This window comes from Schaalia cardiffensis F0333, from assembly GCF_005886435.1.
In the GTDB taxonomy this organism is placed as follows: domain Bacteria; phylum Actinomycetota; class Actinomycetes; order Actinomycetales; family Actinomycetaceae; genus Pauljensenia; species Pauljensenia cardiffensis.
This window is the reverse complement of the sequence record NZ_CP040505.1, coordinates 30,009-53,923: the sequence shown is the minus strand read 5'-3', so window position 1 is coordinate 53,923 and position 23,915 is coordinate 30,009. Positions and strand designations below refer to the sequence as shown.

Sequence of the window (23,915 nt, the reverse complement as noted above, 5' to 3'; positions counted from 1 at the left end):
GTCCAAGAGTGTGGGGCGCATTTGGGAACATCGCCTACGGTACTACATATTGTGCCCAAGTCGATACAACACCAGCACATCTAGGGAATTTCAAGTTCTCAAAGAACGCGTCGGCATAGCGGAGTGCAGCAGCGACGCGCCTGGGCTCAGCTGATGTGCTTGTATGACAGGCGAACACGAAAGGCTCGCCTGAACGGGGCAAATGACCGGTCTTAGTCCGTGCTCTGCTCGCGCCTCAAGAGCCTTTATCCTCTTGTCATCTCCCCCGCCCTCAGAGCCCAGGCCCCCTCAGAGCCCACGACACCGAGCCACCACACGCTCAGCCCCATGAGTCCCTTGGCGCGGTGTTGCCTCTAGCCGGGAGCGCTACGAAGAAAAACCGCTTCTCAGACTCACGCCCTTCAATCGCGCCTCGAGCACAGCACATCGACCTCGTTAATCACCCAACCCGCGACGGAGAGCACCCACGTGGAAGCGGCGAGTGCGAGAACTCGGGACCGCCAAGGAGCGCTTTCAAGGTAGGCGTCGTAACCGAAGCTGTAGGCCCCAGGAGAGGAGATCTCCTTCAAGGAGATGCCCGCCAAGGCGAAAATGGTGAGGAGCACGGCCACGATCAAGAAGGCGAGCACACCGATCGACATCGCACGCTGCATGGCGGGAGCGTGACGTTCACGCCCCTCAATCGGCGCGAGCGCGAGTGCCCACGCTCCGCAGATGAAGAAGGCGACGAGGACGTCAGCCAAGCGATGCCAGGCGGAAATCATCACCGAAATCCCCATAAGGGACGCCCAGATCCAGCCGGCCCAGGCTGAGGGGGCGCGCAACCACTGGGGTGCGACCATCACCAGTGCAAGAGTGATCGACATGGCGACCGTCGTATGGCCCGAAGGCAGGGAGTTCGGTAGGGCCGTGGATAAGCCGAGGTCTGGCCGGTCGAGCAGAGCCTTCGCGATCTGCGTAGTGGCGTTCGCACCGAGGACCATGACGATCGCCCTGCCTGCGAGAGTCGGGCGCCTCCTCGCAAGAGCAACGAGGAAAACGAGCGTGCCCACGAAAACAATCGCCGGCACAGACACGAGCGAAGTGACGAGCTGAACGAGAGGATCGAAGCGGCGCGCGCTTTTAGCGGCGGCCTCCATGAAGATCGTGTCCACGCCCTGACCGCGAGCGGTACTCAAAGCCACCCTCGTCACAATGACGCTCAAGAAGGCACAGACCAGCGCAGCAAAGATCCTTCGCCTCAGTTTGCGCGCATACCAGCGGTCGGAGGAAACTCCGGGCCGCGACGAGGAGGGGAGAGGCTTCTTCGCGTCGGCGCGCTGATTCGCGGGCAGCCCTTTGGGGCGCCTAGACGGGGGCATCCCCACGCTCATCGGCTCTCCTCTCGCGATCCTCAGGTGTTTCAACCCCCACTGTATCGGTGCGTAGCGGCCAGTGGCCGCAGCGGACACGGGTGCATCCCCGCGCTGAGGGGCTCCATCTACGCAATCACCGCCACTCAAGGGCATCTTCAGAAGCATCCCCGCGCTGGGATGTTCACGAAGGAAAACTACGCCACCACCTACGGGTGAGAAGTGCATCTCCGCGCTGAGGGGCCCGCCCTCGGATACAGTGGACGCGTTCCTCGTTCAGATGAGGCCATTACCGAGCATCAGGAGAGCACGTGTCCGCCACACCAGTGAGCACCGAACGCGTCAGAGACCTGCTCTCTTCGCGCGATCTCAACTTCGGGGAGTACTCCGAAGCGGAACTTGTCGTTCCCACTCGCAACGCCGTCTACTTCTGGAACACCTCAAACCCGCAGATCCTCCAGGTTCGCGCCCAATGGCGTGGGATCGCCGAGGACGACACCCAGTTCAGCGCCCTCGTTGACGAGATCGCGAGCTGTAATTCGACTCGGAGCGGCCCGAAAGCCTACCTCGCGCCCTTGGAAGATTCGAGCCGCTATGGGCTCATCGCTGAATGCAATGTCGTCGCGATGGACGGTCTCACCCAAGCTCAGCTCGACGGCTTTTACGAGACCAGCCTGTCGATGATCATGGGATTCTTCGCCGACTTGGAGAAGACACTTCCCGACTTCGTGACCTGGGCCGATGATGCGGAAAACACGAACGACGCCGGGGATGCCACGGAGCAGGCGAAACCCCGCCTCGCCGCCTCAGTCACGACCGTGGAGGAGGACCAGGAATGAGCGTCCCCTTCGCAGTGCCGAACGATGAGTGCACCCCCTACCCCTTGACTTTTGAGCGCTTGCTCTCGCACGTCCACGAAATGGGCTACGAGCTTGATGTGATCGCCGAGGGACGGGCCGCCGGAGCGGTCTTCGACTCCGTTCCCTTCCTCATTTCGATCGATCAGTCCGGTCGTTTCCTCTCGATCCGGGCGATGTGGGAGACCGGTCTTGATGTTCCGCGCTCCACTCGTCCTCTCTTCGCGGCGGCGGATTCGTGGAACCGTGAGAAGTATTTCCCGACCGTCTACTCGATGCCCTCGGAGCAGGGGACGTCGATTGTTTTCGCGGATTTCGTCCTCGACACTGCGGCGGGTGTGTCGAAGGATCAGCTCACCCAGAACGTGTCCGCTGGCGTGTCCACCGGTATTAGCGCGATCGAGTACATGAAGCAGGCTGCCGAGCAGACCCTCGGGTGGACCGATCCTCGGGCGAAGTGAGAAATGAGGACGGCTCGCACCCTCAGGGCGAAGTGGGCGGTGAGGATCGCTCGCGCTGTGAAGGCGAAGTGAGCGTCGAAGAGCGTTGTCGCATTGAAGACGCGGAGCCTAGCGTTTTCTCAGCCGGTCATCCTCTTGTCGGCGCAGCCGGGGATTCTCTCGCCGCTAGCGAAGCCGGGGAGCCTCTGCCCGGTGGCGCAGCCGGGGGTTCTCTCGCCGACGGCGCGCACAAAAGCCCGAGTGATAGCTCAGGCGAAAGTCCTCGTACCACCGCAAGCGCAAGCCCCCTCCCACGTGATGCGCTCAAGAACCCGCAGACTGTCGCAGACGAACGCCCCTTCACCAGTAGTGGGCCCGAAAGCCCGCGTGTCAGCAGTGCGGCTGAGATCCCTCATCCCATGTCAGCCGCAAGCCCCCTCACCACCCCGCCCTTTCCCGTTTCGATTCCCCGCGACCCCGAAAGCTTTGGCGACGCCGACCTCGTGGATCTACTGAAAAGGCTCAGCGCAGGCGATGACCGTCTTATTGACCTGCGCGAGATCCCCGGGCGCAGAGCCCGCGTGGGCGACTGGCCCACCTGGGTCGCACCCGATGTGGTCGAAGCCTGGCGAGCACAGGGGGCGACAATGCCCTGGAGTCACCAGGTCAGCGCCCTCGACGCAATCCATTCGGGCAGCGATGTCGTCCTCGCGAGCGGAACCGGCTCGGGCAAGTCGGTAGCCGCGTGGACTCCGATCCTTTCTGATCTATGCCAGGTCGAAGATTCCGCCCGGATCTCCGCAATCCGCAGGCGACCGACCTGCCTGTACCTCTCACCGACGAAAGCGCTGGCCGCCGATCAACTCGCCGGACTGACGCGCCTACTCACGGCCTGCGCACAAGACTCTCCTCTCAGCACAGTCCGAGCGATGAGCGCCGACGGGGACACCCCACGAGAGGCGAAGGAATGGGCGCGCGCCAACGCCGATATTCTCTTGTCGAATCCGGATTTCCTGCACTACGTCATGCTTGCGAGCCATCAGCGCTGGACCCGTTTCCTCGCCTCCTTGAAGTACATCGTCATCGACGAGCTGCATCATTGGCGCGGCGTCCTGGGCGCGCACGTCTCCCTCGTGATCCGTCGGCTGTTGCGCATCGCCCACAGCCTCGGTGCCAATCCGATCATCATCATGCTCTCAGCGACGATCCGCGACCCCGCCTCCGTCGCCGAAGCCATGACCGGGCGCGGGGCGGAAGCAATCGACGAGGACGGCTCCCCTTGCGGCTCGCATCACCTGGCTCTGTGGCAGGGGCGTCTCATCCCCGAAGAATCCGAAGTCGACATCTCCGAGTTCCTGCGCGCGATCAACGGGGAGGATGTTGTTCTTGAGGCCCCGATGCGTCGTATCAGTGCACAGAGCGAAGCCGCGAACCTGGGTGCGGCATTCATGGAAGAGGGCGCTCGACTCCTCCTCTTCTGTCGCTCGCGCGCTGGCGCAGAATCTCTCGCCGCACAGGTCAAGGATCGATTGGGGGCGCACGGTTCCGCCCTCGCCGGGCAAGTCGCGGCCTACCGGGGCGGATATCTGCCCGAAGAGCGTCGAGCCCTGGAGAGGGGCTTGCGCTCTGGCAAGCTGCGCGCACTTGCCACCACCTCCGCATTGGAATTGGGCCTGGACGTGTCAGCTTTGGATGCGACGGTCACCGTGGGCTGGCCGGGAACACGCGCCTCGTTGCGTCAACAGATGGGCCGGGCGGGCAGAGCCGGAGCCCCCGGGGTCAGTGTGCTCATCGCTTCCGAGAACCCGCTCGATGCCTACCTGCTTCACCACCCAGAGGAGATCCTCGCGCCCGTTGAGACCGTGGTCATCGACCCTTTCAACCCCTATGTCCTCGCCCCACACCTGTGTGCGGCAGCTGGCGAGCTCCCCCTGTCCGAGTCGCGTGCGCAGGGGGAGGACCTCGCCTTATTCGGACCGGGCATGACCGCCCTCGCCGAGCGACTCGCGGCGGAGGGGTATCTGCGTCGCCGCCCCGCAGGCTGGTATTGGGATGCGACCCGAAAAGAGCGAGCCAGTGATCTGACCGATTTACGAGGCTCGAGTGGTGAGGTGCAGATCGTCGATGCGAGGAGCGGTGCGCTCATCGGCACGATTGACGAGGCTTCAGCTGATGCGCATGTCTTCCCTGATGCGGTCTACATCCATCAGGGGCGTACCTTCCACGTTTTGTCCTTGTTCTCAATGATGGCGCCCCTCAGTCACGAGGCCGGGGCTGGAGTCGGGGCATCAGTTGGAGCGGGGGCTGGTGTCGGGACCTGGGCAGGTGTCGAGAGTGAGGCAGAGGTTGGCGTCGGTGCCGGGACATCGGCTAGAGCGGAACCTAACGCCGGGGCCGGGGTTGGGACCTGGGTTGGTGCCGTGGACGAAGTTGACATCGAGAGTAGGGTCCGGGTCGGAAGCAGAGCTGACCTCTGGGGAGAATCCGGTGCCAGAGCAAAAGCCTGGGGCGCGCCCTCGCTCATCCCAGCGTCTTCGAGGGGTGCACAACATCAACGCATCGCCGTCGTCGAAGAGGTCCGCACTCCCCTTCGCACTCGCGCAAAACAGCATGTGAGCGTCTCTGTGCGACAGGTCGAACGCTCCTGGACCAGCGAGGATGGGCTTGTGACCTGGCGTTTCGGCGCGGTCGATGTGACAAGTCGCGTCACCGACTACGACCTGCTGCGCCTGCCCGGGCTCGAGTTCATCCGCAACTGCGAACTGCGCTTGCCAACCCGAGTCCTGGAGACGAAAGCTGTCTGGTACGAGCTTTCTGCTCATGCGCTCGCTGTGCTGGGGCTCGGACGCGATGAGCTTCCTGGTACTCTCCACGCCGCCGAGCACGCGGCAATCGGCATACTCCCACTGTTCGCGGCCTGTGACCGTTGGGACCTCGGGGGATTGTCCACCGCCGAGCATGAGGACACGGGCCTGCCGAGCGTTTTCGTGCACGATGCGTTTCGCGGTGGAGCCGGGCATGCTGAGACTGGATTCGAACGGGCAGGCTCCTGGATGCGGGCGACCCTGGGCACCCTTCTCGGATGCGAATGCGAGGAGGGGTGCCCGCGCTGCGTCCAGTCACCGAAATGCGGCAATGGGAACGAGCCCTTGTCAAAAGCGGGCGCGGTCCTCCTCTTGAACTTCCTGGTTGATCACTGCCCGCCCGGGTAGGCGGCCCTCTAAGCGGCCCTCGTTGATCGCCAGTCGCACGCATCGTCATGAGTCGATCACTGCCCGCCCGGCTCAGCGACCCGCGCTGGCCACAGTTGTGTGCATTGTCATGAGTCGATCACTGCCCGCCCAGTTCAGCACCCAGCCAACCCTGGTGTCGGCACTATGCCCAAAGGCAGGATGCTGGAAGGGCACCGGATTCGAAGACGCTCGATCCCCACTCCTTCCACCAGAGCTTTTCCATCAGGGGCACTTCCCACCAGGGCTTTCCGCATCAGCGGCTCCTCCCACCAGAGCTTTTCCATCAGATCCTGCTCCCGGCTACGCTTCCCGCTTCAAGGGCTCTTCCCACCAGGGCTTTTCCATCAGATCCTGCTCCCGGCTACGCTTCCCGCTTCAAGGGCTCCTCCCCGCGGTTCCTCGCATCAGGGCTTTGCCCATCAGGGACCTCAATCTTTCTGATGTTGACAGCTCGCGAATCACGGCCTCAATCTCAGAGGCCAGGTCTTCTCAGCCACTCGGATACGGGCGCGGCGAGGTCGATGCCGCCGTGTCTGAGTTGCCGGAGATCTCCGGCGCTCGGATATGGGAGGGAATCGTGGTCTGAGGGTTCTCGAACTCCACCCGACCATCACCCGAAGAACCCCAAATATGATCTCGGTGCCACCACCCACCCCTCAGCCCTGCCGAAAGCACAAGCGGGGTAGCACAACACCCGCCAACCCCCACCCACACAACCCCAAACACAATCTCGGCACCACCACCCACCCCTCAGCCCCGCCGAAAACACAAACGGGGTAGCACAACACCCGCCAACCCCCACCCACACAACCCCAAACACAATCTCGGCACCACCACCCACCCCTCAGCCCTGCCGAAAGCACAAGCGGGGTAGCACAACACCCGCCAACCCCCACCCACACAACCCCAAACACAATCTCGGCGCAACCACCCACCCCTCAGCCCTGCCGAAAGCACAAGCGGGGTAGCAGAACAGGGATATGTGCCCGAATGTGTAGTGCCGTTCGGGTCTGGCAGCGCTCGGGTTTTGCACCACTCGGGTTTGGTGTCGTTCGGGGATGGCACCGTTCGGATGTGTCGGTGCGGCTGTCCACAAATCGAACATTGCGTCCTAGTTCCTTAGGAAAACCCCAGGTCAAAGGGTGAATTGTTCGACTTGCACTGCCCCACTGTCCGACTTGTGGCCTCACTTGGGAGTTCAGTGTCCGACTTGTGGACGTGAGCAGAGGCTTGGTCTTCAGCTTGCGGCCTCACCCAGGGAATACAGGATAAGAACGGGGCATTTCGAACGGAGCCGAAGGCTTTGGGATGTTGGAGAGGTAGGCGCAGATGCAGGGAAGCGGGCATGGAACGTACCAAGACGCTGATACGGAAAGACATAGTCGCGGACTGACAAGGGATATGCGCACGCTCGTCACGCAGACCCTGTGATACCGCAAGGTGTCGGCGAGGTTTGAAGCTAGATTCCAGTGGTAGTTGCAGCGGAGTCTTTGTGCAGGGAGTTCGTTGTGGCTGATCTTGGTCGTGCTTTTGGTGGGGTTGTGTACCCCTCCCGTCGGCTGACGTGGCGGGGTACAGGCGCACAGGAAGCGCATACAGGCGCTGGCGTGCTGAAAAGCACATCTGTGGCCGCATTCAAGGAGCGCACCTAAACTTGAGGACTATGAGCGATACTCCTGTGAAGAACCCCTCTGTCATCCCCGTTTTCTCCGCCACGCCGGAACTCAGCGACGCCCTTGAGCGTGTCCTCGTTGATGTGACCGCTCTGAGCCTCGTTTCCAAGCAGATTCACTGGAACGTGGTCGGCCCGAACTTCCGCGATATTCACCTCAACCTCGATGAGGTCGTCACCATTGCCCGTGAGGCCTCCGATGAGATCGCAGAGCGCATGCGCGCCATCAACGCGATCCCGGACGGCCGCCCTGAGGCCATCGCAGAGCGCACCTCCGTCCCGAGTGCGCCCGAGGGCGTTCTCATGGTGTCCGACGCTGTCGACTACATGGTGAATGCGCTCAACGCAGTCGTTTCCACTCTGCGTGAGGTCCACAAGGTCGTCGATGAGACCGATTCCATGTCTTCCGGAATTGTCGAGGACTACGTGCTCAGGCTTGAGCAGCAAGCGTGGTTCCTCTCCTCTCAGAACTACTCGGCCTGATCGACTGGCCCTTCTCGCTCTGATTGAGCAGAACTCCTCGCCCCTGATCACAATGGTGGGTCCGCAGCCCTGTGCTGCGAACCCACCATTTCACGTCAACTGGCGCTCTCCTACTCTGTTCAGCGAGGCTTCCGCCACTGTGGTGTTCTCAGCCTCTCTGATACCCAAGATCCCGAAGCACCCCGAGCGAGGAGTTCCCCTCTGGCTCCTCAGCGGCTCAGCCTTTCCGCGAGCTCTCTATCAATGGGGACCCGAGCTTTGTATCGATGGGCACCCCTCTCGGGCTCCCGGTCGGCACAGCTCCTTTCGACGCCTCCACATCCAGGCCTCCCCAACGAGGTGTTCCCCGGGCCCCACACCGGCGCATTCCCCTCCTGGGGGCTCCGTAGGAGGCGCTCCCCATCCTCCCCATCAAGGCATGTCGGTCTGGCTCTCCGTTGATAGCGCCCCCGACGCCCCAATTCCCCAAGCTCTGCCCCGGCCTGTACCTCAGAGTCCTTTGAGTCCTTGAGGCTTCGGAGACTCACCTCTTCCTTCGTGCCCATCACTCCTTCGGCCCGGCTCTGGCCCTCGCGCGCACCGGAACTGACACGCCCATGAGCTTCACCGATGAGGAGACGATGACTCGGGTGTGCGTCCCAAGGATTTCGCAAGAGTCGAGGGCAACACCATTCCTCGCAACCACTGCTCCGGCCTCCTCACAGGGACGTGAGCCGACATCCTCCCATTGGGCGGTCGCCGACACGTCCGCGCCCGCCAATGCTGCAAGGTCTGCGATTGCGTCGAGCCTCGCTCGAGTGGAGGCCTCAACCCCATATGCGCCGATCACAAGCGCGAAGAGAACTACCACCGCGCACACTCCCGCTGTGAGGATCGTGCCCGAGCCCTCCTCCTTTAAGCTCCTCACGGGACCAAACTCCCGAGCTTCGCATGGACCTCGCATGTGAGCGGGGGAAGCGGCATAGAGGCGATGCTCGATCCGGGCATGCTGGCGGATGCGAGCGCCCACTGCCCCGAACGAGTGACCGACACCTGTGCTCCTCGAGCCGCGAGGCTCCCCAGCGCCTGACGGCCAACCGCCTCAGCATCCGCAGCTCCACTCACCGCCGCCCTCGCTGCCTCCCCTGCCCCACGGCACAGCCCCTGGCGTGCGATCCCGAAGGAAGAGACCGCGAGGACGAGGACGAGCATCGCCGCGATGGTCACGAAACCGATCGCCAGTTCAACGCTCGTTGACCCCTCTTCCTCGCCTCCTACTCGGCCTCGTCTTTTCACAATGTCAGAGCCGAGGTGATGATGCCCTGAAGCAGGGCCTTGACCGCGCCCGACTTGAGGACGACGAGCAGGAGCCCCGCGAAACCCGCGGCAGCGACCGCGCCGATCGCGTATTCGACTGTTGTCGACCCTTCTTCATAATCCCTTTGACCCGCTTCCGAGGTGAATGCGAGTTTTTCTTCGATCCTCGCTCGGGTGTGTGCGCCTTGGCGTTGAGCACGTGTGATCGCCTCTTCAATGCCTGCAATGCTGATCAGGTGAGACATGAGTGAACCTCCTCTTTCTCCCGGTCTCTCCGGGGTCTTCAGGATCTCCATCTCCCCGTTTCGGCGCGATCTGCTTCTCCCCCAGCTGTGCATGAGCGGGAAGAGGCTATGAGTTGTGGATGGCGCGCTTACGTGAAAGCTCCGAACCCCACTCATGCTGGAGCAGATCTGGGCCGCAACTAACGGACGCCCTTTGCCCCGCCCGAGCCCCACTCACGCTGGAGCACACAGTGGAAGAAATCGAGCACACAGTGGAAGAAATGGATTGCCCACCCAGGCAACAACCCGAGTGAACAACTGCGGGGTATCTGAAGGCGCCCTTGGGATTGCCCGCCAACGCGAAAACTCCGAGCCTTTCCGCTCAACGCCCTTAGACAAGTGAAGCGAAACCGCCCTCGAACAGGTGGAGCATCACGGGTCCGAGCCCGAGGGCCAGGAACGCGGGCAAGAGGAGCGCCCCGAGTGGGAGTGCGAGCTCCACCCCGAGGGCCTCGGCCTTTGCTCTCGCATCCGCGATGCGGCCGACTCGGATCGCCCGGGCACTGCGCCGCAGCAGCTCATCGGGCATGGCCCCATCAGTCCACGCTGGTTCGAGGGCGAGAGCGAGGGGATCATCCGGACGCTCCTCCCAGGCGCGCGACCATTTCAAACCAATACGCAGACCTCGCCCGGCTGCACGAAGCGTCGGATCCTCCGCCGATTCTCCAATCGCTTCGAGAACCTGCGGGATGGACCCTCCCGCTTCCAAGACTGCTTGGGCGAGATCGCAGGCGATTGCCGGGTCCAGTTCTCCAGCAGAGCCTGCGGCCCTGGCGATGAGGGTGCGGGAGACGAAAATTGAAGCGAGGAGGAGCGTCAGGCCGATGAGGCCGAGGACAGAACCGATCCCTGCGTCTGAGAATGTCCCAATCGGGTCCGCCCCCATTACCTGTGCGCCGATGATTCCCAAGAGGGGGAGTGCGATCAAGATCCTTGAGGAGGTGCGTGCCGATGATGAGGCGATCCTGCGGGCCTCTTCGGCGGCTTCGGATTCTTCGAGTCCGTCGGCGACCGCGTCGAGGATCTGCGCCAAAGGAGCTCCACTGCTCGCGCTGAGTCGGCAGGCACTGCGAAGGGCGAGGGTGGCACTATGAGCGGCGCGTCCTCGTCCTCTTTTCAGCCAGTAAATCCGACGAATGTCAGAAAAGGTTCTGATCTGCGCTAATGCGGGGACTTTTGTGAGCTCGGAGAGGACTCGCGGGCTCCCGTCCTCGTCAATCCCACTGAAGGGGACACCGGGGATCAGGCGGGTCCAGCTCGCTTCCCAGGCGTGCTCGACTGGCGCGCCCGCTCTCAAACGAGAGGCGACTTCCGTGACGAGGAGCGCGAGCTCTGCACCGGCGATCCGATAATCTGCGGGGCCACTGGGTTTTCGGGAGCGAAGAATCTTGGCCCGCGCAGCGCCCGAACCTGAAGCTTTTACTCTCGGGCCTCTTCCCCTTTCGGAGCAGTCCCGTCCCAGAATCCCCCTTTCGGAGCAGTCCCCTCCCCAAATCCCGCTTCCGTAGCCTCCTACGGAGCAAGCCCCTCCCAAGCATCTCCTTCCAGCCCCGCCCATGTGCGCCGAACATCCAGCCACCCTCCTCGCTTCTTCGCCACTTTCGCCCCACGCGCACACGACCCACTGACGCCACGAGCGCTTGGTGACAACACTGGCCGCCGCTGCTACAAGTGCTGCGAGCGCCAGAACGATGCTCATGCGGATCCCGCAGGCTCGCGACCCGAAGCGGAGCCTGCGAGCCTCTTTTCAAGGTCTTCCCAGCCGGGACCGTGCTCGCACTTCCCGAAACGAGTCGCTTTGATTGCCAGGTCGCACAACAGTTCAGAGCCTTGGCGGCGAAGGAGCGCGATCTCACTGACCCATCGTCCCGGCCCTTCGTCCATGCCGGAGCGCACAGGGGCCCGCTGCATGTGGACGACCGCATCGAGTGCCGCTACCGCCTGGGCGGCGACCGCCGCATCACTCATCCCCGCGAGCGCACCGAGAGCATGAAGCCGCGCAGGCACATCATTGGCTCCGTTCGCATGGATCGTGGCCCAGCCTCCGTCGTGCCCCGTATTCAAAGCGAGCAGAACATCGCGTACTTCAGGGCCGCGACACTCGCCAAGTACCAGTCGGTCGGGTCTCATACGCATCGCGGCGCGCACGAGTTCCGACAGGGGGATTCCTCCTTGTCCTTGCACATTCGCTTTCCGTTCGACGAGGGAAATGACATGCGGGTGATCGGGGGAGAGCTCTGGGACCTCCTCAATGCAGATGATTCGCTCGTCGGCTGGAACCAGGCCGAGCAGGGCTGCGAGCAGTGTCGTCTTCCCGCTTCCCGTCGCCCCGGATACCAGGACATTCGCCCGCTGTTCGACGAGGTTGCGCAGTATTCTCCCGATTTCGGGGGTGATGGATCCCGTCTCGATCATGTCGTCCACACCCATGCCAGCGGCCCTCGCAGTCCGAAGGGAGAGCAGGGTCCCCGAGGCTGAGGGTGCTGGAAGGACCGCGTGGAGGCGGATTCCGCCTGGCAATGAGCCGTCGACGATGGGACTTGCGTCATCGAGTCGGCGCCCACAGGCGGCCGCCATTCTCACCGCGAGCGCTCGAGTCTGCTCATCGCTGTCTAAGGGCAGGTCGAGGGGTTCAAGGCCTCGACCACGGTCAACCCAAGCCTGTGTCGAGTTGACGAGGACATCGCTCGTGAGAGGATCGACGAGGACGCGGGCGAGTTCGGGACCTGTTCCGGCGGCGATCGAGGTGACTTTCTCGAGGAGTTCGCTCATTTCACGGATGCCCGCGCCGGGTCGGGCGGCTTGGCGGACAGCGAGTCCGATGCCTTGGCCGGAGGCGATCCTGGCTAAGGCATCCTGTTCGAAGACTTCCTGTTCGAAGACTTTCTGTTCGACGGCCTCCCCTCTCGGATCTGCGCTGTGCGCCGCTGGAGCCCTTTCCACGCGTGTGCCATTCCGAGCGCCTCCCTGAGCTCCTCTGCGTGCGCCCATCCGAACGCCTCCTTGGGTTCCCGCCTTCACGCTCCGCTCCTCAACGAAGGCACTGCCCGTGGTCCTAGTCCGCTCCTGAGAAAGCGTCTTTCGACTGAAACCACCCATGAATCCGCTCATGCTGTACCCTCGGGAGCCCACTGCTTCGCCTCGGGCGCACAGTGCTTCGCCTCGACAACCCCACGCTTCGCCTCGACAGCCCCGCGCTTCGCCTCGACAGCCCCGCGCTTCGCCTCGGGCGCGCAGTGCTTCGCCTCGACAGCCCATCGGCCCGCCCACTGGCGCCCAGATGTGCGCCGCAGTTCCTTCAAGAGGGGCCTGCCCCCTCTTCTCATCGCCGCCGATAAGTGCATCGTCGGCGCATCCGTGAGCTGCGCAATATGCGGGCCGACTCTCCCCCGGGTCACGAGCACAGTGGGAACCAGCGGCGGATAGAGCGCCAGGACGCAGGCAAGGCGTGAGGCTCCAGCAAGATCACCGCTTCCAAGGAGAACCAGGTAGTCGATGCCCGCCATGAGGGCAAACTCCGCTCTCGAGTCCCAGCGCCCAAGGTCAAGGACGCAACGCCCCGCGCTCGCCTCAATGACGGCTGAAAGACGAGGGTCCGCTCCGTCCGCAACTCCCCGAGCATCCCCGGCGAGGATGCGAATACCTTGCGTTCGTGGCAGACGTTCGACGAGGTCGGGGCCGAATGCCCGCTCAGCTCGATCCAGATCGGCCCAGCGGATTCCTGGCAGGTCTGGGGATTGCATGAGGAAGGGCGAGGGTGCAGTACCGGAGGCATCAATCAGGACTGAGTCTTCAGTTTTCGCGAGGAGTCCGGCGAGAACGGCTGCTCCTGAGGCGGGAGTCCACTCGGCAAGGGCAATGACTTGCGGCCCAGATTCACTCAGCGCTCGTACAGGGGCTTGAGCGTGATTCGCGCTCGCGGCCCCCACGGCGTTCACGATCACCTCGGCGAGTAGTGGCAGGTCTTCCGGGAGGTGGAATTGCCCTCCGACCCCAATTTCCACACGAGGGCATTGGGGGTGAGAATCCCGGACTTGTGTATTCCCGTCTCCGTTCCTTCCTCCTATTCCTCCCACTCCCACGATTTCAAGATCCGGCGCACCATCTGCCCTCCCTTCCCTCCATTCAAGAATCTCCACAAGCTCCAAAAGATTGCGAATGCTTGTCTCATCTGCGGTTTTCAGGCCGCTCAGTCGCACACCTCCCGTCCTCGTTGATCGAGTCGAAGCGGCATGCACACTTTTTCTTCGCCATAGTCCCATACCTGAAGAAGACACCCATCCTCCCGACCTTTCACCCTGATCTTCTTTTGCCTGTGGAAGACTAGATGGCATTAAATTCCCTGTGGACGCGCCACGATGGTGCTCTCTTCGCCCTCAAAAGGAGGCGTCATGCCCGATTTGCTCTCCCCCTTGAGCACTGCGCCTCATAAGAGCGCCGCGTTCTTCGACCTTGATAAGACCATTCTTGCGACGGCCTCATCCATGGCCCTGCGAGGGCCTTTCGTGGATGCCGGGCTGGTTACTCGCCGAGCCGCGATCATGTCCGTTCTCGTCCACCTGCCCTATATTCTTCGCGGCGCCGATGAGAACCGTATGAATGAGATGGCGAAAACGCTTGGCGATCTGGCGAAAGGGATTGACGCGCGCCGCCTTGAAGCGACCGTTGAAGAGTCCTTGGATTCAGTCATCGACCCGGTGTGCTACCTCGAAGCTCTTGAGGAGATCACCCGTCACCAAGCCGAAGGACGGCCCGTCATCGTCGCTTCCGCTTCAGCACTGGAAGTCGTCAGGCCAATCGCGAAGCGCCTCGGAGCCGATGGGATTCTCGCGACCATTGTCGCGAAGGACGAAGAGGGGGCTTTCGCCGGCGAGATCCTCCACTTCAACCAGGCCGAGGGGAAGGCCCGCGCCTGCGCGGAGCTCGCCGCCGAACGCGGCTGGAACCTCGCCGAATGCTGGGCCTACTCCGATTCGATTTCTGATGAACCCCTCCTGGCCTCCGTCGGCCATCCAGTCGCGGTGAATCCTGATCGTGCGCTGCGCAAGATCGCCGAGGAACGCGAGTGGCGGATCGAAAGGTTTGAGAAGAAGGCGCGCGTCGGCCGTGCTCTGCCGCGTCCACCGCGCAAGGCCGTCTTCGGTCTCGGATGCGCCTTGCTCGCCGTATCGGTCGCGGTGAGTGTGTCTCTTCGTCGCACGAGCGTCTGATCGCACCCCGCCACTGCCCTACCTTTCTCGACTGTTGTCCCTGCCCCAGCCATCGATTGCCCCTCACTCCAGTCGACTGTTGTGCCCCTGGTCGTGCCCCGCGACCCGCGAGCATGCCTCGCCCCACAACACCGCACACGCAACCCTCGCCCCGCAAACAGCGACTACAGCTGGCCCCGCGGCAAGTCACCGCCGTCGGCCCGATCAACTGTTAGCTCTCGTCCAAGCCTGCCACTGCGCTTTTACCCCGGTCGCCCCGCTTTAGCCCAGTCGGCCCGCTTGCACGTGCAGGGCAATGTTCTCTCCCGCCTTCGCCCCGTGCTCAACGGACTTTGTGAAGTGGAGGATCCAGCGGGCCACCCCGTCCTCGTCTGCGCTGACCCAGCCCGCGAGTTCCCGACTCGCCTGCACGGGATCGTGAGCATCGAGCACTGAGATCGTGCACACTCCCGTCGGATCGACTCCTTCGAGGACGAGGAGTCGCCTGGCGAGCGCCGCACCGACTGCCGGAGAGGCCGGAGTGAAGACCTCACGGAACCTGAAATGCGCGAGGATGGCGGCGGCCCTGGCGAGAGCGGGCGCATTCGCGCTCATATACCCTGCGAGTGGCGCGAGGAGCTCAGGTGAATTCGGCATCGCAACACCCCTGGTGCTCATTCTCCCGGATTCGACGAGGCCGGAGCAGATATCCCGGTGGATCGACGCCACAAGCGCAGGCAGGGGAATTTGACGAGGACGAGAGGGCACCCTGGAATTCAGGGGAGGAAATCCTGCGACAAGTCCGGTCTGCGACCTTTGAATCCCAATGGCCAGATCCATTGCCGGGTCTCTTCGAATCGGCGCCCCAGCCTCAGAGGGGCACGAAGCCGTATCAGCATGGGGTGAACCCGCCCCGGCGGGGAACGAATCCGCCCCGGCGGGGCGCTCCCCCACCCCGGCGGGGCGCTCCCCTACCCCGGCGAGGCTTGCGAGCCTCAGATCGTTGACACTCGTCCTCGCGCCGAGGATCAAGGAGAGCGCTGTCGCCTCGTGAATGGTCGCCTCGGCTCGCGCCTCCTCCCATCCGCGACGCAGTCCCTCGTGGAACCTCAAGCGCGTGAGGGCATCAATCGCGGAGTTCATAGCGGCCTGGACCTCGGGTCGCGCCGAAGCGCGGGCGAGTACGTGCACCGAAGGGTCGATCAGAGCGTCGATTGTCACCGCATCAGCCTACGGCGCAAAGGAGCGGGGCGCTTTTCGGCCATACCCATCTGTCCTTGCGATACTGAATCCATGTCTTTGCGTTCCGTCATTCGCACACCACACGCGAAGAGCCTCCTCTTCGCCCTCGTGTTCGCGCCAGTCGCGCTGATCCTCCTCGGCTCCTCAATGGCGGATGTGCAGGCGAAAACTGCGATCGGCCAGCCTCTCGCCTCCGTTGAGGGACTCATCGGGATGGGTATTGGCGCAGTCCTGTTGACTCTCGTGTCGTTGAACTGCGAGGAATCGCCTGCGGGCATGTTCCTGACGAGCGGTCTTTCTGTGATCGTCGGCGCAGGCCAGTTCGTGGGTTTCTTAAGGATCCCGATGCTCCAGTCCTCTTTCGTGGACTCACTGGATATGCAGGCCGCTGTCTCCTGGAGCCTCTACCCCCTCGGGGTCACTGCGATCACTCTGGGGGCGGCACTCGCTCTCATGCTGACCTTCAGGCGCGCCGCTCACCCGCAGCGTCCTGGGACTTCGCAGGGCCGCAGGATCTTCCACCATCGGCACGCGTGGGTTGCGGGTTTTGCGATCCCAAGCGCCCTGGGGGCGAGCATGCTGTTCATCGTGATTGCCCCTTCCGATACGACCGAGGTCGCCGCCCACGGCCTTGGAGCGCTCGGCCCCTTCACTCCCGGTGCGGCGATTATTGCTTTCACGGCGGCACTTCTGCTGGGGGTTGTTGCATTCATGGCATGCCTATCCTTGACGGGACCTCAGCTGACCGCCTGGTTGTTCATGGTGCTCCCCAGCTACATGCTGTGGCCGCTGTGGACGTCCATCACGGGTTCGGTCGTCAGGCCCGGAGCTTCGATCCTCACTTCCTTGTCGATGGCCGCACCTGTGGTGGCGACCCTCGGCCTCGTCCTCGGTTCCTCCACGATCGGAATCTATTGGGCGAGGTCCTTCGCACTGTCAAATGGTGTCGTCGAGGGCGAGGCCGGGGCTGGAAACGGTGACGTGCACGACGCTCCTGATCCGCGCCAAGCCGAAGAATGAGCCCGCTTCTGCCTCTTTCGCTCGTTATCGTGTGTCAACGAGTAGGAGGAGACGCATGTCTGAGCAGGATTTCCCCCAGCGCCCTGAAGAGGGCGACGCTGAAGAGGCACTGACCCTCGATCCGAATTTCATCTTCGATCGGGGCGAGGAAGAAGACGTTGATCGGGACGAGGAGACGGCGGCGACTGAGGCGCCCCTCGCACAGGCGCAGACCGCGCCCCTAGCGCAGGCAGAGACCGCGCCCCTAGCCTCGCGCATCCCGCTCGTGAAGGCAGAAGAGCCCTCACCCACCGAATCAGAAGACTCCCCCACACAGGCGCCCTCCGCCACTCATGCAGAGGGCCTCCCCCACACCGAATCGAGCGCGCCTCTCGCGCAGGCGCCCTCCGCCACTCATGCAGAGAGCCTGCCTCTCACCGAATCGAGCGTGCCTCTCGCGCAGGCCTCCTCCCCTATTCAGATGGAGGAGACTTCCGACGAGCCAGAAGCTCCGGAGGCACGGGACTCCTCGATCGCCACTGGCGAGCAGACTGTGGCTTCAGGGAGCAGCACAGTCCGTCCCGAGCCGCGCGCCGTCTCTGCGGACGCTACGGGAGTCCCTGCTGCTCCGACAGGCGCCACGCTCTCGAGCACAGCGAGCAGGTCACCCCTCTCGGACACACCTGTCAGCTCGCCACTTTCGAGCACGTCAGACACCCCGCCCCTCTCGCCGACCTCTGCTAGCTCTCGCATCGCGTCGCTTCCCGCCGCCTCACCCATCTTTGAGACACCGAGCAGCTCCTCCGTCTTGGAAACGCAGTCTGTTGGCGACGAGGGAGCAACGAATAGCTCATCTCCCTCGGCTTCAGCTCCGCCCGACGAGCTCGCCGAGTCCATGTGGGCCGCTGTGCGCGACCGCAGCCGCCAGAGTGACAATGAGAGCGCTCCCGCACTGGCGCAGCCGGTCCTCGCAGGAGAACAGCCCCTTACTGGCGAGGAAGTTGAGCTTCCCGGTGAGATTACGCCTGAGGATGACATTGTCGGAGAGTCCGCTCCTGTGATCACCGGTCAGATCGAAACTGTCACTCTGGGCTCGCATACGACCACGATCCCGGTGATGACCGGGGAGATTCCCGTCATGACTCGGATCGATCCGACACCGACTCCTCGTGATGTGCTCGCTCATCGCGTGGAGGACGAGGACGGCGAAGCGGAGTCTTTTGAAGAGCTTGAAGATGTGGAAGAGGGTGCCTCCCTCTTTGAGCCTCTCGATGAGACTTCTGTGCAGCGCCGCTCGCTCATAAACCCGAGTGTTGACCTTGATGAGCCTGAGCCTGAAGCCTCATGGCGTCCTCGTGAGGACATTGGCGAGCAGGCCGTCGAAGAGTTGGGAGCCCCAGCAGCCCCGCATTCTCTCGATGACGCGATTTTTGATGGTGCCTCTGTTCAGGCTGAGGTTCCTTCTCGGACGGGAGCCCACTGGGCGAGCCTCTTTGGGTATCTTCTGCTTGTGCCTCTGGCGTGGTTCCTCATCGCAGATTCGGGGGCTCGTCTGACCCTGAATGATGCTGGTTCCGTGGCGACGGGGAACTTCGCACCCTTGCCTTTCCTTGAGCTCCTCGGTGGACTCGTACTCGTCCTCTTCCTTTTCCTTCTGGCCCGCAAGTCCTCTTTGGGCCCGTGGTTTGTTGGTGTGTTGACGACGCTTGTGGGCCTGCCTTCGCTCATCGTTCCGGGCCTGACCGCCGAGTTTCTTCTGCCGTATTTGCGGATGCTGAGTTCCTCGAGCACGTTCGGCCAGAACCTGAGCCACCATGTGCAGGCTTCAGCCTATTCAGGTCGTCTTTTGCTGGTTGGTCTCGTGCTCATGGGGATTGGCTTTCTTTCCCATTCTGTACGTCGCATTGGCCGGAATGAGGAACTGCTTCGCGCTGAGGTTGAAAGGATCAATCCTGCGGGGGCTCATTTCACTGCGCGTGCTCGTCGTCGCGCTGCGAAGGCCGCTGCCCGCTTCTGATTTTCCTGTGTTTGAACCTCTTCGACGCGCCGAGTTTTCAACACTTTCGGCGCGTCGACGCTTATGCGCACACCTTTGCGCATCTGAAGGGGCATAATATCCAGTGATCCACCACACCCCCTTAGAGCGTGGGGGTTGTGACCCACGGCCCGGATGTCCCGGAGCCTTGAGAAGAACGGAGCCAACGCCTCATGATCGGCGACGGAAACTTCATCAGCCAGGTCCCGCTCTTCGGCGGCCTGGATGAGACTCAGCAGATTTCCCTTCAGCAGAAGATGGGGCATACGACCCTTCGACGCGGGGAGACCCTTTTTGACGAGGGCGACCTGGGTGATCGCCTGTACATCGTGACTGAGGGCAAGGTGAAGCTCGGTCACACCTCGAATGACGGACGCGAGTCTTTGCTCGCTGTCCTCGGCCCCGGCGAGATTATCGGTGAGCTCACTCTTTTCGATCCGGGCCCGCGTTCAACGACTGCGACCGCTGTTTCCCCGGTGTCTCTTTTGTACCTCGATCATGAGGATCTGATGGAGATTCTTGATACGAATCCGACTCTCGCGAAGCATATGCTCAAGGCTTTGGCTCAGCGTCTGCGTCGCACGAACGAGTCTCTTTCGGATCTTGTCTTCTCTGATGTTCCGGGTCGTGTTGCGAAGGCGCTGCTTGATCTTGCGGATCGTTTTGGTACTGCGACGGATAAGGGTGTGCATGTTCCCCATGACCTGACTCAGGAGGAGCTTGCGCAGCTTGTCGGCGCTTCGCGGGAAACGGTGAATAAGTCGCTCGCAGACTTCGTTTCGCGCGGTTGGATTCGTCTTGAGGGCCGTGCGGTGACTTTGCTGGATGTTGATCGGCTTGCGCGTCGCGCACGCTGATTCACTGCGGGGGCTTGGTCATCCTGGGAGCTTCTGGTGTTGAGAAGTTGCCTGGCTGATTGAGAGCCCACTTCCACTTGGGGCGTCCGGAGCTTGTGCTCTGGGCGCCCTTCGCGTTCATTCAGGACGTCCTTCGGCACCCGGGCACATTTCGTTTTCTGAGTTGGGTGTGCGTAAAGCGGTGGGGGTTGGGAGCAGTTTCCTGTTCCCAACCCCCACCAGTCAGCGTCGGCGTTTCAGCGCCTCAACGCTTCGCGTGTCTCAGGCCTGTTCACGCTTGCGACGCACCGCGAGCATCACAGCACCCGCCCCACCCAAGATGGTCGAACCAAGGAGGAGCCCACTACCGGACAAACCAGTCTTGGCGAGCTTCTTGTCCACATAGGTGTTCGTCACGGTGAAGCCATCTCGCATATCACCCTTCACCTTCGCCTCATAACCTTCCAAGGCATCTTCAGTGATGGTGTAAGCGATCTCCTTACCGTCCTTGAACTTAGGAAGACCATCGAAGGAACCCTTCCAGTCCACGGCGGCATCAAGGGTCAACACCTTGCCCGTATCATCCTTGCCAGCGTAGAGGTGGAAAGTCGCGCTCGCGCCCGTCTTCCCTTCCCACTTCTTGACAACTGGGATGGAGACCTGCTCAGGAACATGAGTATTCGTCACGGTGTAACCCTTTTGGGCATCACCTTCAACCTTCGCCTCATACCCCTGGGGAACGTCCACCTCTTCAACCGTGTACCCGATCTTCTTGCCATTGTTGTTGATGAACAGATCCGTCCACGTGTGAGTCCACTTGTTGTCAGCGTTCAACACAACCGGCTCACCAAGAGCCTTCTCATCGGCCTTCAACTGGACCTTCACCGAATCAGGACGCACACCATCTTGGTTATCAGCGTCATCCCACACCTTCGACACCGACACAGACGTCTTACCCGGAGTGTACGAGTTCGTGATCGTCCCATCAGCATCAATCTTCGTCGCATACTCCCCGACAGCATCCTCAGTCACCGTGTAGACGATCTCATCACCCTTATCGGTGTACTTGGGAAGATCCGTGAACGAATACGCCCAGTTATTAGCAGCCGTGACCTTCTGAGATGCCTGCTCCCCATCCTTCGTCTTCAAACGAACAGTAATCTCACCCGGACGCTTACCATCACGATCATTGTCATCGTCCCAGGTCTTCACACCCTCAACTTTGACCTTCTCAATATTCTTATTCGTGATCGTAAAGCCACACTCCGCATCCGCACGAACCTGCTGATCCCCACGAGGCAGAGCACACGGAACAAAGTCACTCACCGTCACCTCATACTTCGAGGTATCAACACCCGCAACCTGGGCCTCAGTCACCGTGTAAGCAATCGGATTGCCATCCTTATTCTTCGGAAGACCATCAAACGAGCCCTTCCAAGAATTACCAGCATTCAACACCAACGACTTATCCGGAACCGGTTGCCCATCGGCCAAAAGGGTCACAGTCACCTCAGACCCCTTCGGACCAACCCAGACCTTCTTCACCGGAATATCCACAGTCTCAGGCGAGTACGTATTTGTGATATCGGTGCCGTTGACGATCGTCTGGTAGCCATCAACCGGCGCCTCGTCGACCGAGTAGACGATCTCGTGACCATCAGCCGCCGCATACTTGTCAAGGCCCTTGAAAGAGTAGCTCCAGTTACCATCGGCACCAGGAGTGACCGTTTCTTCCTTCATAACATCACCGTCAGCAAGCAGCTTCACCGTGATCTGCTTCGGACGCTTCCGATCACGATCATCGTCATCATTCCAGGTCTTCACACCACTAATGTCGACCTTCTCAATATTCCGATTGGTGATCGTGCTGCCGCATTCCTCGGTTGCTCGGTAGACCGTGCACGCGCCTTTGTTGTCGATTTCGACCTGGTACTTGGAAGCATCAACATCAAGTTCCTTGACCGCGTAGCTGACCAGCTTCCCCTCTTTCAGCTTCGGAAGATTCTCAAAAGAGCCCTGCCAACCTTCGTCTTTGGTCAGGGTTAAAACCGCACCCGGAACATCCTCGTAGGGCTCCGCATCATCAAGACGCCCGAGGAGCTGGACCTTCACCGAATCCGCCCCGGGACCAAGCCACTTCTTCTTCACAGGAAGGCGCACAACCTCAGGAACGTAGCTGTTCGTAATCGAGAATCCCTGTGAAGCGTCGCCATTCGGATCGCCAGTGACGGTCACACCATACTCAGCCGGAGGATTGAGCTCCCTGACTGTGTACTTGATCAGATTGCCGTCAGTATCAAACTTCGGAACATTCTTGAACTCATCCTTCCAGTTATTCACCTCAACCAGAGTGCGCCTCTGTCCTTCAACATCTTTGTCGTTGGCAACCAGCTGAACCTCAACCTCTTGCGGGCGCAAGCCGGCCTGATTTCCCTTGTCTTCCCAGAACTTCTCAACCGGGATATCAATGGTGATGCGCTTGTTCTGAACTGTCAGCTCAGCGGCGGAGTCGGCATTAACCGTGAGGACATGCTCGGTCTCATCCGCGATATACCCTTTCGGAGCTTCAATCTCTTTGACCGTGTACTGCTGCCCAGCAACGAGAGCATCAGAAGTTGCGGTGCCGTCATCGCCAGTGGTGAGTTTGAAAGTCTGCCCATCCGGTTTCTTCACCTCGAACACAGCACCCTTCAAGGTGATGGTGGGATCAGTTTCATCGACCTTCTTGAGTTTAATCTTCGAAGCATCGTCATTCGAGCCCGTGCCACCTGACTCAGCGGACTGGTAGGTATAGGTCTTCGAGAAATCCTTAATCTGGTCTGAATTCAGAGTCAGCTTATTCTTCAACTGCTTGCCAGGCTTCGTGTAGGTCGTCGAATAACGCAGCGCTAACTGCTTACCGGAAATGTCGCCGAGCCTAATCGTGAACGACCGCTTGTCGGGAGCGAGCGTAAAATTACCTCCTGGCCCCTCGATTAAATCAATCGTTTTAAGAGTTGTCGATTGTTCACCATTTTCACTGTATTCTCGTTCCTCTAGGATGAAGCTACCGGGAATGTAGGTTTCATCCCCCATTCCTTCAGAAAGTGAGTCAGTAATCACAGCATTCTTATGGTCATGCTTAGCATGGTTGATTCGAGCCCCCCATTTTACCACATGAGGGTCCATTGAATCAGGATTACCCCATTTCAGAAGATCCTCGTTAACAATAGGTCCCGGCAGATAGGGAGTCATCTCAGTAGTTATAGGGACCTTCGACACTGTGACCGTGAACTTGTTAACCTCATTCACTTTCAGTTTGTCCATATTGAACTGAGCGCCCATCCAGAGCGTTCCATGATTATTGAGTTTACCCTCAACCTTTTCATTGAATGTTACGGTAACCGTCCCCCCAATATCACCGGGCCCGGGCTGAATTATTCCCTTGCCAATGACGACACTAGGGTCATCCTTCCGAGTGAGATTAAATTCCCGCTGCACTGCCCCAGCTGGAAACTTCATAGTGTCAGGGAGTTCGATATGGAATTGATCGCCTGACTTAAGCGTGTCACCCAGATGGTCAGCATTCCAATCCATCTTCAGGAGGAAGGTCTGCGTGTGGTGGATCTTCTCGACTGTCTCCTTAGTGATATTACGAATCTCGAAGTTCGTAATCTTCACATCCACGTCAACTACTTGACCCTCTTCGGCTCTTGCCATCATCGTCAAGCCTGGGACCACCAGGGCGAAGGCGAGAATGAACGCGACGAACGCCGCTAAACGCCGAATATTCAATCGATCAGATCGTGGGAACACGAATCAACCTTCCACTCGTCTGGACCGCACAGCGCGGATACAAAAGCTGTGGCTCACAAAGAGAACGATACGACAGAGCCGACACCACTCCCTGGAGAGATAACCCCGCCAGTGTTTCATAGCGTGGCGCGCAGAAGCAAGGGATTTACGTGCAAAATGGCCCCATTCGCGCCTCAGATTTTCGACAACACCCCTTGGCTCA

18 protein-coding genes are annotated in these 23,915 nt (G+C 61.1%); 9 read left to right on the top strand and 9 right to left on the bottom strand.

Annotation, left to right across the window (positions count from 1 at the left end; genetic code table 11):
- Window positions 1–401 precede the first annotated feature (401 nt).
- Window positions 402–1,373, bottom strand: a complete 972-nt coding sequence (locus tag FFA61_RS00220) for a phosphatase PAP2 family protein (RefSeq protein ID WP_040313571.1) — start codon at window positions 1,371–1,373, stop codon at window positions 402–404.
- 329 nt (window positions 1,374–1,702) lie between these two features.
- Between FFA61_RS00220 and FFA61_RS00215 the strand changes: the two genes are divergently transcribed.
- The 5 genes from FFA61_RS00215 to FFA61_RS00195 all read left to right on the top strand — a co-directional run bounded on the left by FFA61_RS00215 (window position 1,703) and on the right by FFA61_RS00195 (window position 8,037).
- Window positions 1,703–2,191 (top strand): YbjN domain-containing protein, encoded by a 489-nt coding sequence (locus FFA61_RS00215; protein WP_175406566.1) that lies wholly within the window; start codon window positions 1,703–1,705, stop codon window positions 2,189–2,191.
- On the top strand, window positions 2,188–2,670 hold the full coding sequence (locus FFA61_RS00210) for a YbjN domain-containing protein (RefSeq protein ID WP_005962527.1): 483 nt from the start codon (window positions 2,188–2,190) through the stop codon (window positions 2,668–2,670). Before FFA61_RS00215 ends, FFA61_RS00210 begins: the two co-directional genes overlap by 4 nt.
- Before the next feature lie 32 nt (window positions 2,671–2,702).
- Window positions 2,703–5,861 carry a DEAD/DEAH box helicase gene (locus FFA61_RS09345; RefSeq protein ID WP_005962528.1) on the top strand — a complete coding sequence of 1,053 codons (3,159 nt, stop codon included), beginning with the start codon at window positions 2,703–2,705 and terminating at the stop codon, window positions 5,859–5,861.
- Between the two features lie 433 nt (window positions 5,862–6,294).
- Window positions 6,295–6,468, top strand: coding sequence for a hypothetical protein (locus tag FFA61_RS09145; RefSeq protein WP_005962529.1), 174 nt, complete (start codon window positions 6,295–6,297; stop codon window positions 6,466–6,468).
- Window positions 6,469–7,545: 1,077 nt separating this feature from the next.
- On the top strand, window positions 7,546–8,037 hold the full coding sequence (locus FFA61_RS00195; protein WP_005962530.1) for a Dps family protein: 492 nt from the start codon (window positions 7,546–7,548) through the stop codon (window positions 8,035–8,037).
- Window positions 8,038–8,581: 544 nt separating this feature from the next.
- Here FFA61_RS00195 and FFA61_RS00190 read toward each other — a convergent pair.
- The 6 genes from FFA61_RS00190 to FFA61_RS00165 form a co-directional block, all read right to left on the bottom strand.
- Window positions 8,582–8,944: an Rv3654c family TadE-like protein gene (locus tag FFA61_RS00190; protein ID WP_005962532.1), complete on the bottom strand. Its 363-nt coding sequence runs from the start codon at window positions 8,942–8,944 to the stop codon at window positions 8,582–8,584.
- Window positions 8,941–9,312 (bottom strand): hypothetical protein, encoded by a 372-nt coding sequence (locus FFA61_RS00185; protein ID WP_005962533.1) that lies wholly within the window; start codon window positions 9,310–9,312, stop codon window positions 8,941–8,943. The genes FFA61_RS00190 and FFA61_RS00185 overlap by 4 nt, the downstream gene beginning before the upstream one ends.
- Complete coding sequence (locus FFA61_RS00180; protein ID WP_040313573.1) at window positions 9,309–9,578, bottom strand: DUF4244 domain-containing protein; 270 nt, start codon at window positions 9,576–9,578, stop codon at window positions 9,309–9,311. The genes FFA61_RS00185 and FFA61_RS00180 overlap by 4 nt, the downstream gene beginning before the upstream one ends.
- Before the next feature lie 370 nt (window positions 9,579–9,948).
- Window positions 9,949–10,914 carry a type II secretion system F family protein gene (locus tag FFA61_RS00175; protein WP_165544462.1) on the bottom strand — a complete coding sequence of 322 codons (966 nt, stop codon included), beginning with the start codon at window positions 10,912–10,914 and terminating at the stop codon, window positions 9,949–9,951.
- 398 nt (window positions 10,915–11,312) lie between these two features.
- The gene (locus FFA61_RS00170) at window positions 11,313–12,608 is read right to left on the bottom strand and encodes a TadA family conjugal transfer-associated ATPase (RefSeq protein ID WP_005962536.1); all 1,296 of its coding nucleotides are present in this window, start codon (window positions 12,606–12,608) and stop codon (window positions 11,313–11,315) included.
- A 116-nt stretch (window positions 12,609–12,724) separates the two neighbouring features.
- The gene (locus FFA61_RS00165; protein ID WP_005962537.1) at window positions 12,725–13,621 is read right to left on the bottom strand and encodes a hypothetical protein; all 897 of its coding nucleotides are present in this window, start codon (window positions 13,619–13,621) and stop codon (window positions 12,725–12,727) included.
- A 387-nt stretch (window positions 13,622–14,008) separates the two neighbouring features.
- On the opposite strand from FFA61_RS00165, the gene FFA61_RS00160 reads away from it, so the two are divergent.
- Window positions 14,009–14,827 carry an HAD family hydrolase gene (locus FFA61_RS00160; RefSeq protein WP_005962538.1) on the top strand — a complete coding sequence of 273 codons (819 nt, stop codon included), beginning with the start codon at window positions 14,009–14,011 and terminating at the stop codon, window positions 14,825–14,827.
- A 261-nt stretch (window positions 14,828–15,088) separates the two neighbouring features.
- On the opposite strand, the gene FFA61_RS00155 is transcribed toward FFA61_RS00160, so the two are convergent.
- Complete coding sequence (locus FFA61_RS00155) at window positions 15,089–16,027, bottom strand: hypothetical protein (protein WP_005962539.1); 939 nt, start codon at window positions 16,025–16,027, stop codon at window positions 15,089–15,091.
- A 72-nt stretch (window positions 16,028–16,099) separates the two neighbouring features.
- Here FFA61_RS00155 and FFA61_RS00150 point away from each other — a divergent pair, with 72 nt between their 5' ends.
- From FFA61_RS00150 to FFA61_RS00140, 3 genes are all read left to right on the top strand, one after another.
- Window positions 16,100–17,068 carry a hypothetical protein gene (locus tag FFA61_RS00150; RefSeq protein ID WP_005962540.1) on the top strand — a complete coding sequence of 323 codons (969 nt, stop codon included), beginning with the start codon at window positions 16,100–16,102 and terminating at the stop codon, window positions 17,066–17,068.
- Between the two features lie 55 nt (window positions 17,069–17,123).
- Window positions 17,124–19,064 carry a hypothetical protein gene (locus FFA61_RS00145; protein WP_005962541.1) on the top strand — a complete coding sequence of 647 codons (1,941 nt, stop codon included), beginning with the start codon at window positions 17,124–17,126 and terminating at the stop codon, window positions 19,062–19,064.
- Between the two features lie 191 nt (window positions 19,065–19,255).
- Complete coding sequence (locus tag FFA61_RS00140; protein ID WP_005962542.1) at window positions 19,256–19,939, top strand: Crp/Fnr family transcriptional regulator; 684 nt, start codon at window positions 19,256–19,258, stop codon at window positions 19,937–19,939.
- Window positions 19,940–20,200: 261 nt separating this feature from the next.
- Here the strand turns inward: FFA61_RS00140 and FFA61_RS00135 are convergent, their stop codons facing one another.
- Window positions 20,201–23,713, bottom strand: coding sequence for a Cna B-type domain-containing protein (locus FFA61_RS00135; RefSeq protein WP_083879455.1), 3,513 nt, complete (start codon window positions 23,711–23,713; stop codon window positions 20,201–20,203).
- Between the last annotated feature and the right edge of the window lie 202 nt (window positions 23,714–23,915).

Bases quoted from the DNA above. Each gene is read 5' to 3' on its own strand.
- FFA61_RS00220 (WP_040313571.1), bottom strand. From the start codon at position 1,373: ATGAGCGTGGGGATGCCCCCGTCTAGGCGCCCCAAAGGGCTGCCCGCG.
- FFA61_RS00210 (WP_005962527.1), top strand. From the start codon at position 2,188: ATGAGCGTCCCCTTCGCAGTGCCGAACGATGAGTGCACCCCCTACCCC.
- FFA61_RS00195 (WP_005962530.1), top strand. From the start codon at position 7,546: ATGAGCGATACTCCTGTGAAGAACCCCTCTGTCATCCCCGTTTTCTCC.
- FFA61_RS00180 (WP_040313573.1), bottom strand. From the start codon at position 9,578: ATGTCTCACCTGATCAGCATTGCAGGCATTGAAGAGGCGATCACACGT.
- FFA61_RS00170 (WP_005962536.1), bottom strand. From the start codon at position 12,608: ATGGGCGCACGCAGAGGAGCTCAGGGAGGCGCTCGGAATGGCACACGC.
- FFA61_RS00160 (WP_005962538.1), top strand. From the start codon at position 14,009: ATGCCCGATTTGCTCTCCCCCTTGAGCACTGCGCCTCATAAGAGCGCC.
- FFA61_RS00150 (WP_005962540.1), top strand. From the start codon at position 16,100: ATGTCTTTGCGTTCCGTCATTCGCACACCACACGCGAAGAGCCTCCTC.
- FFA61_RS00145 (WP_005962541.1), top strand. From the start codon at position 17,124: ATGTCTGAGCAGGATTTCCCCCAGCGCCCTGAAGAGGGCGACGCTGAA.
- FFA61_RS00140 (WP_005962542.1), top strand. From the start codon at position 19,256: ATGATCGGCGACGGAAACTTCATCAGCCAGGTCCCGCTCTTCGGCGGC.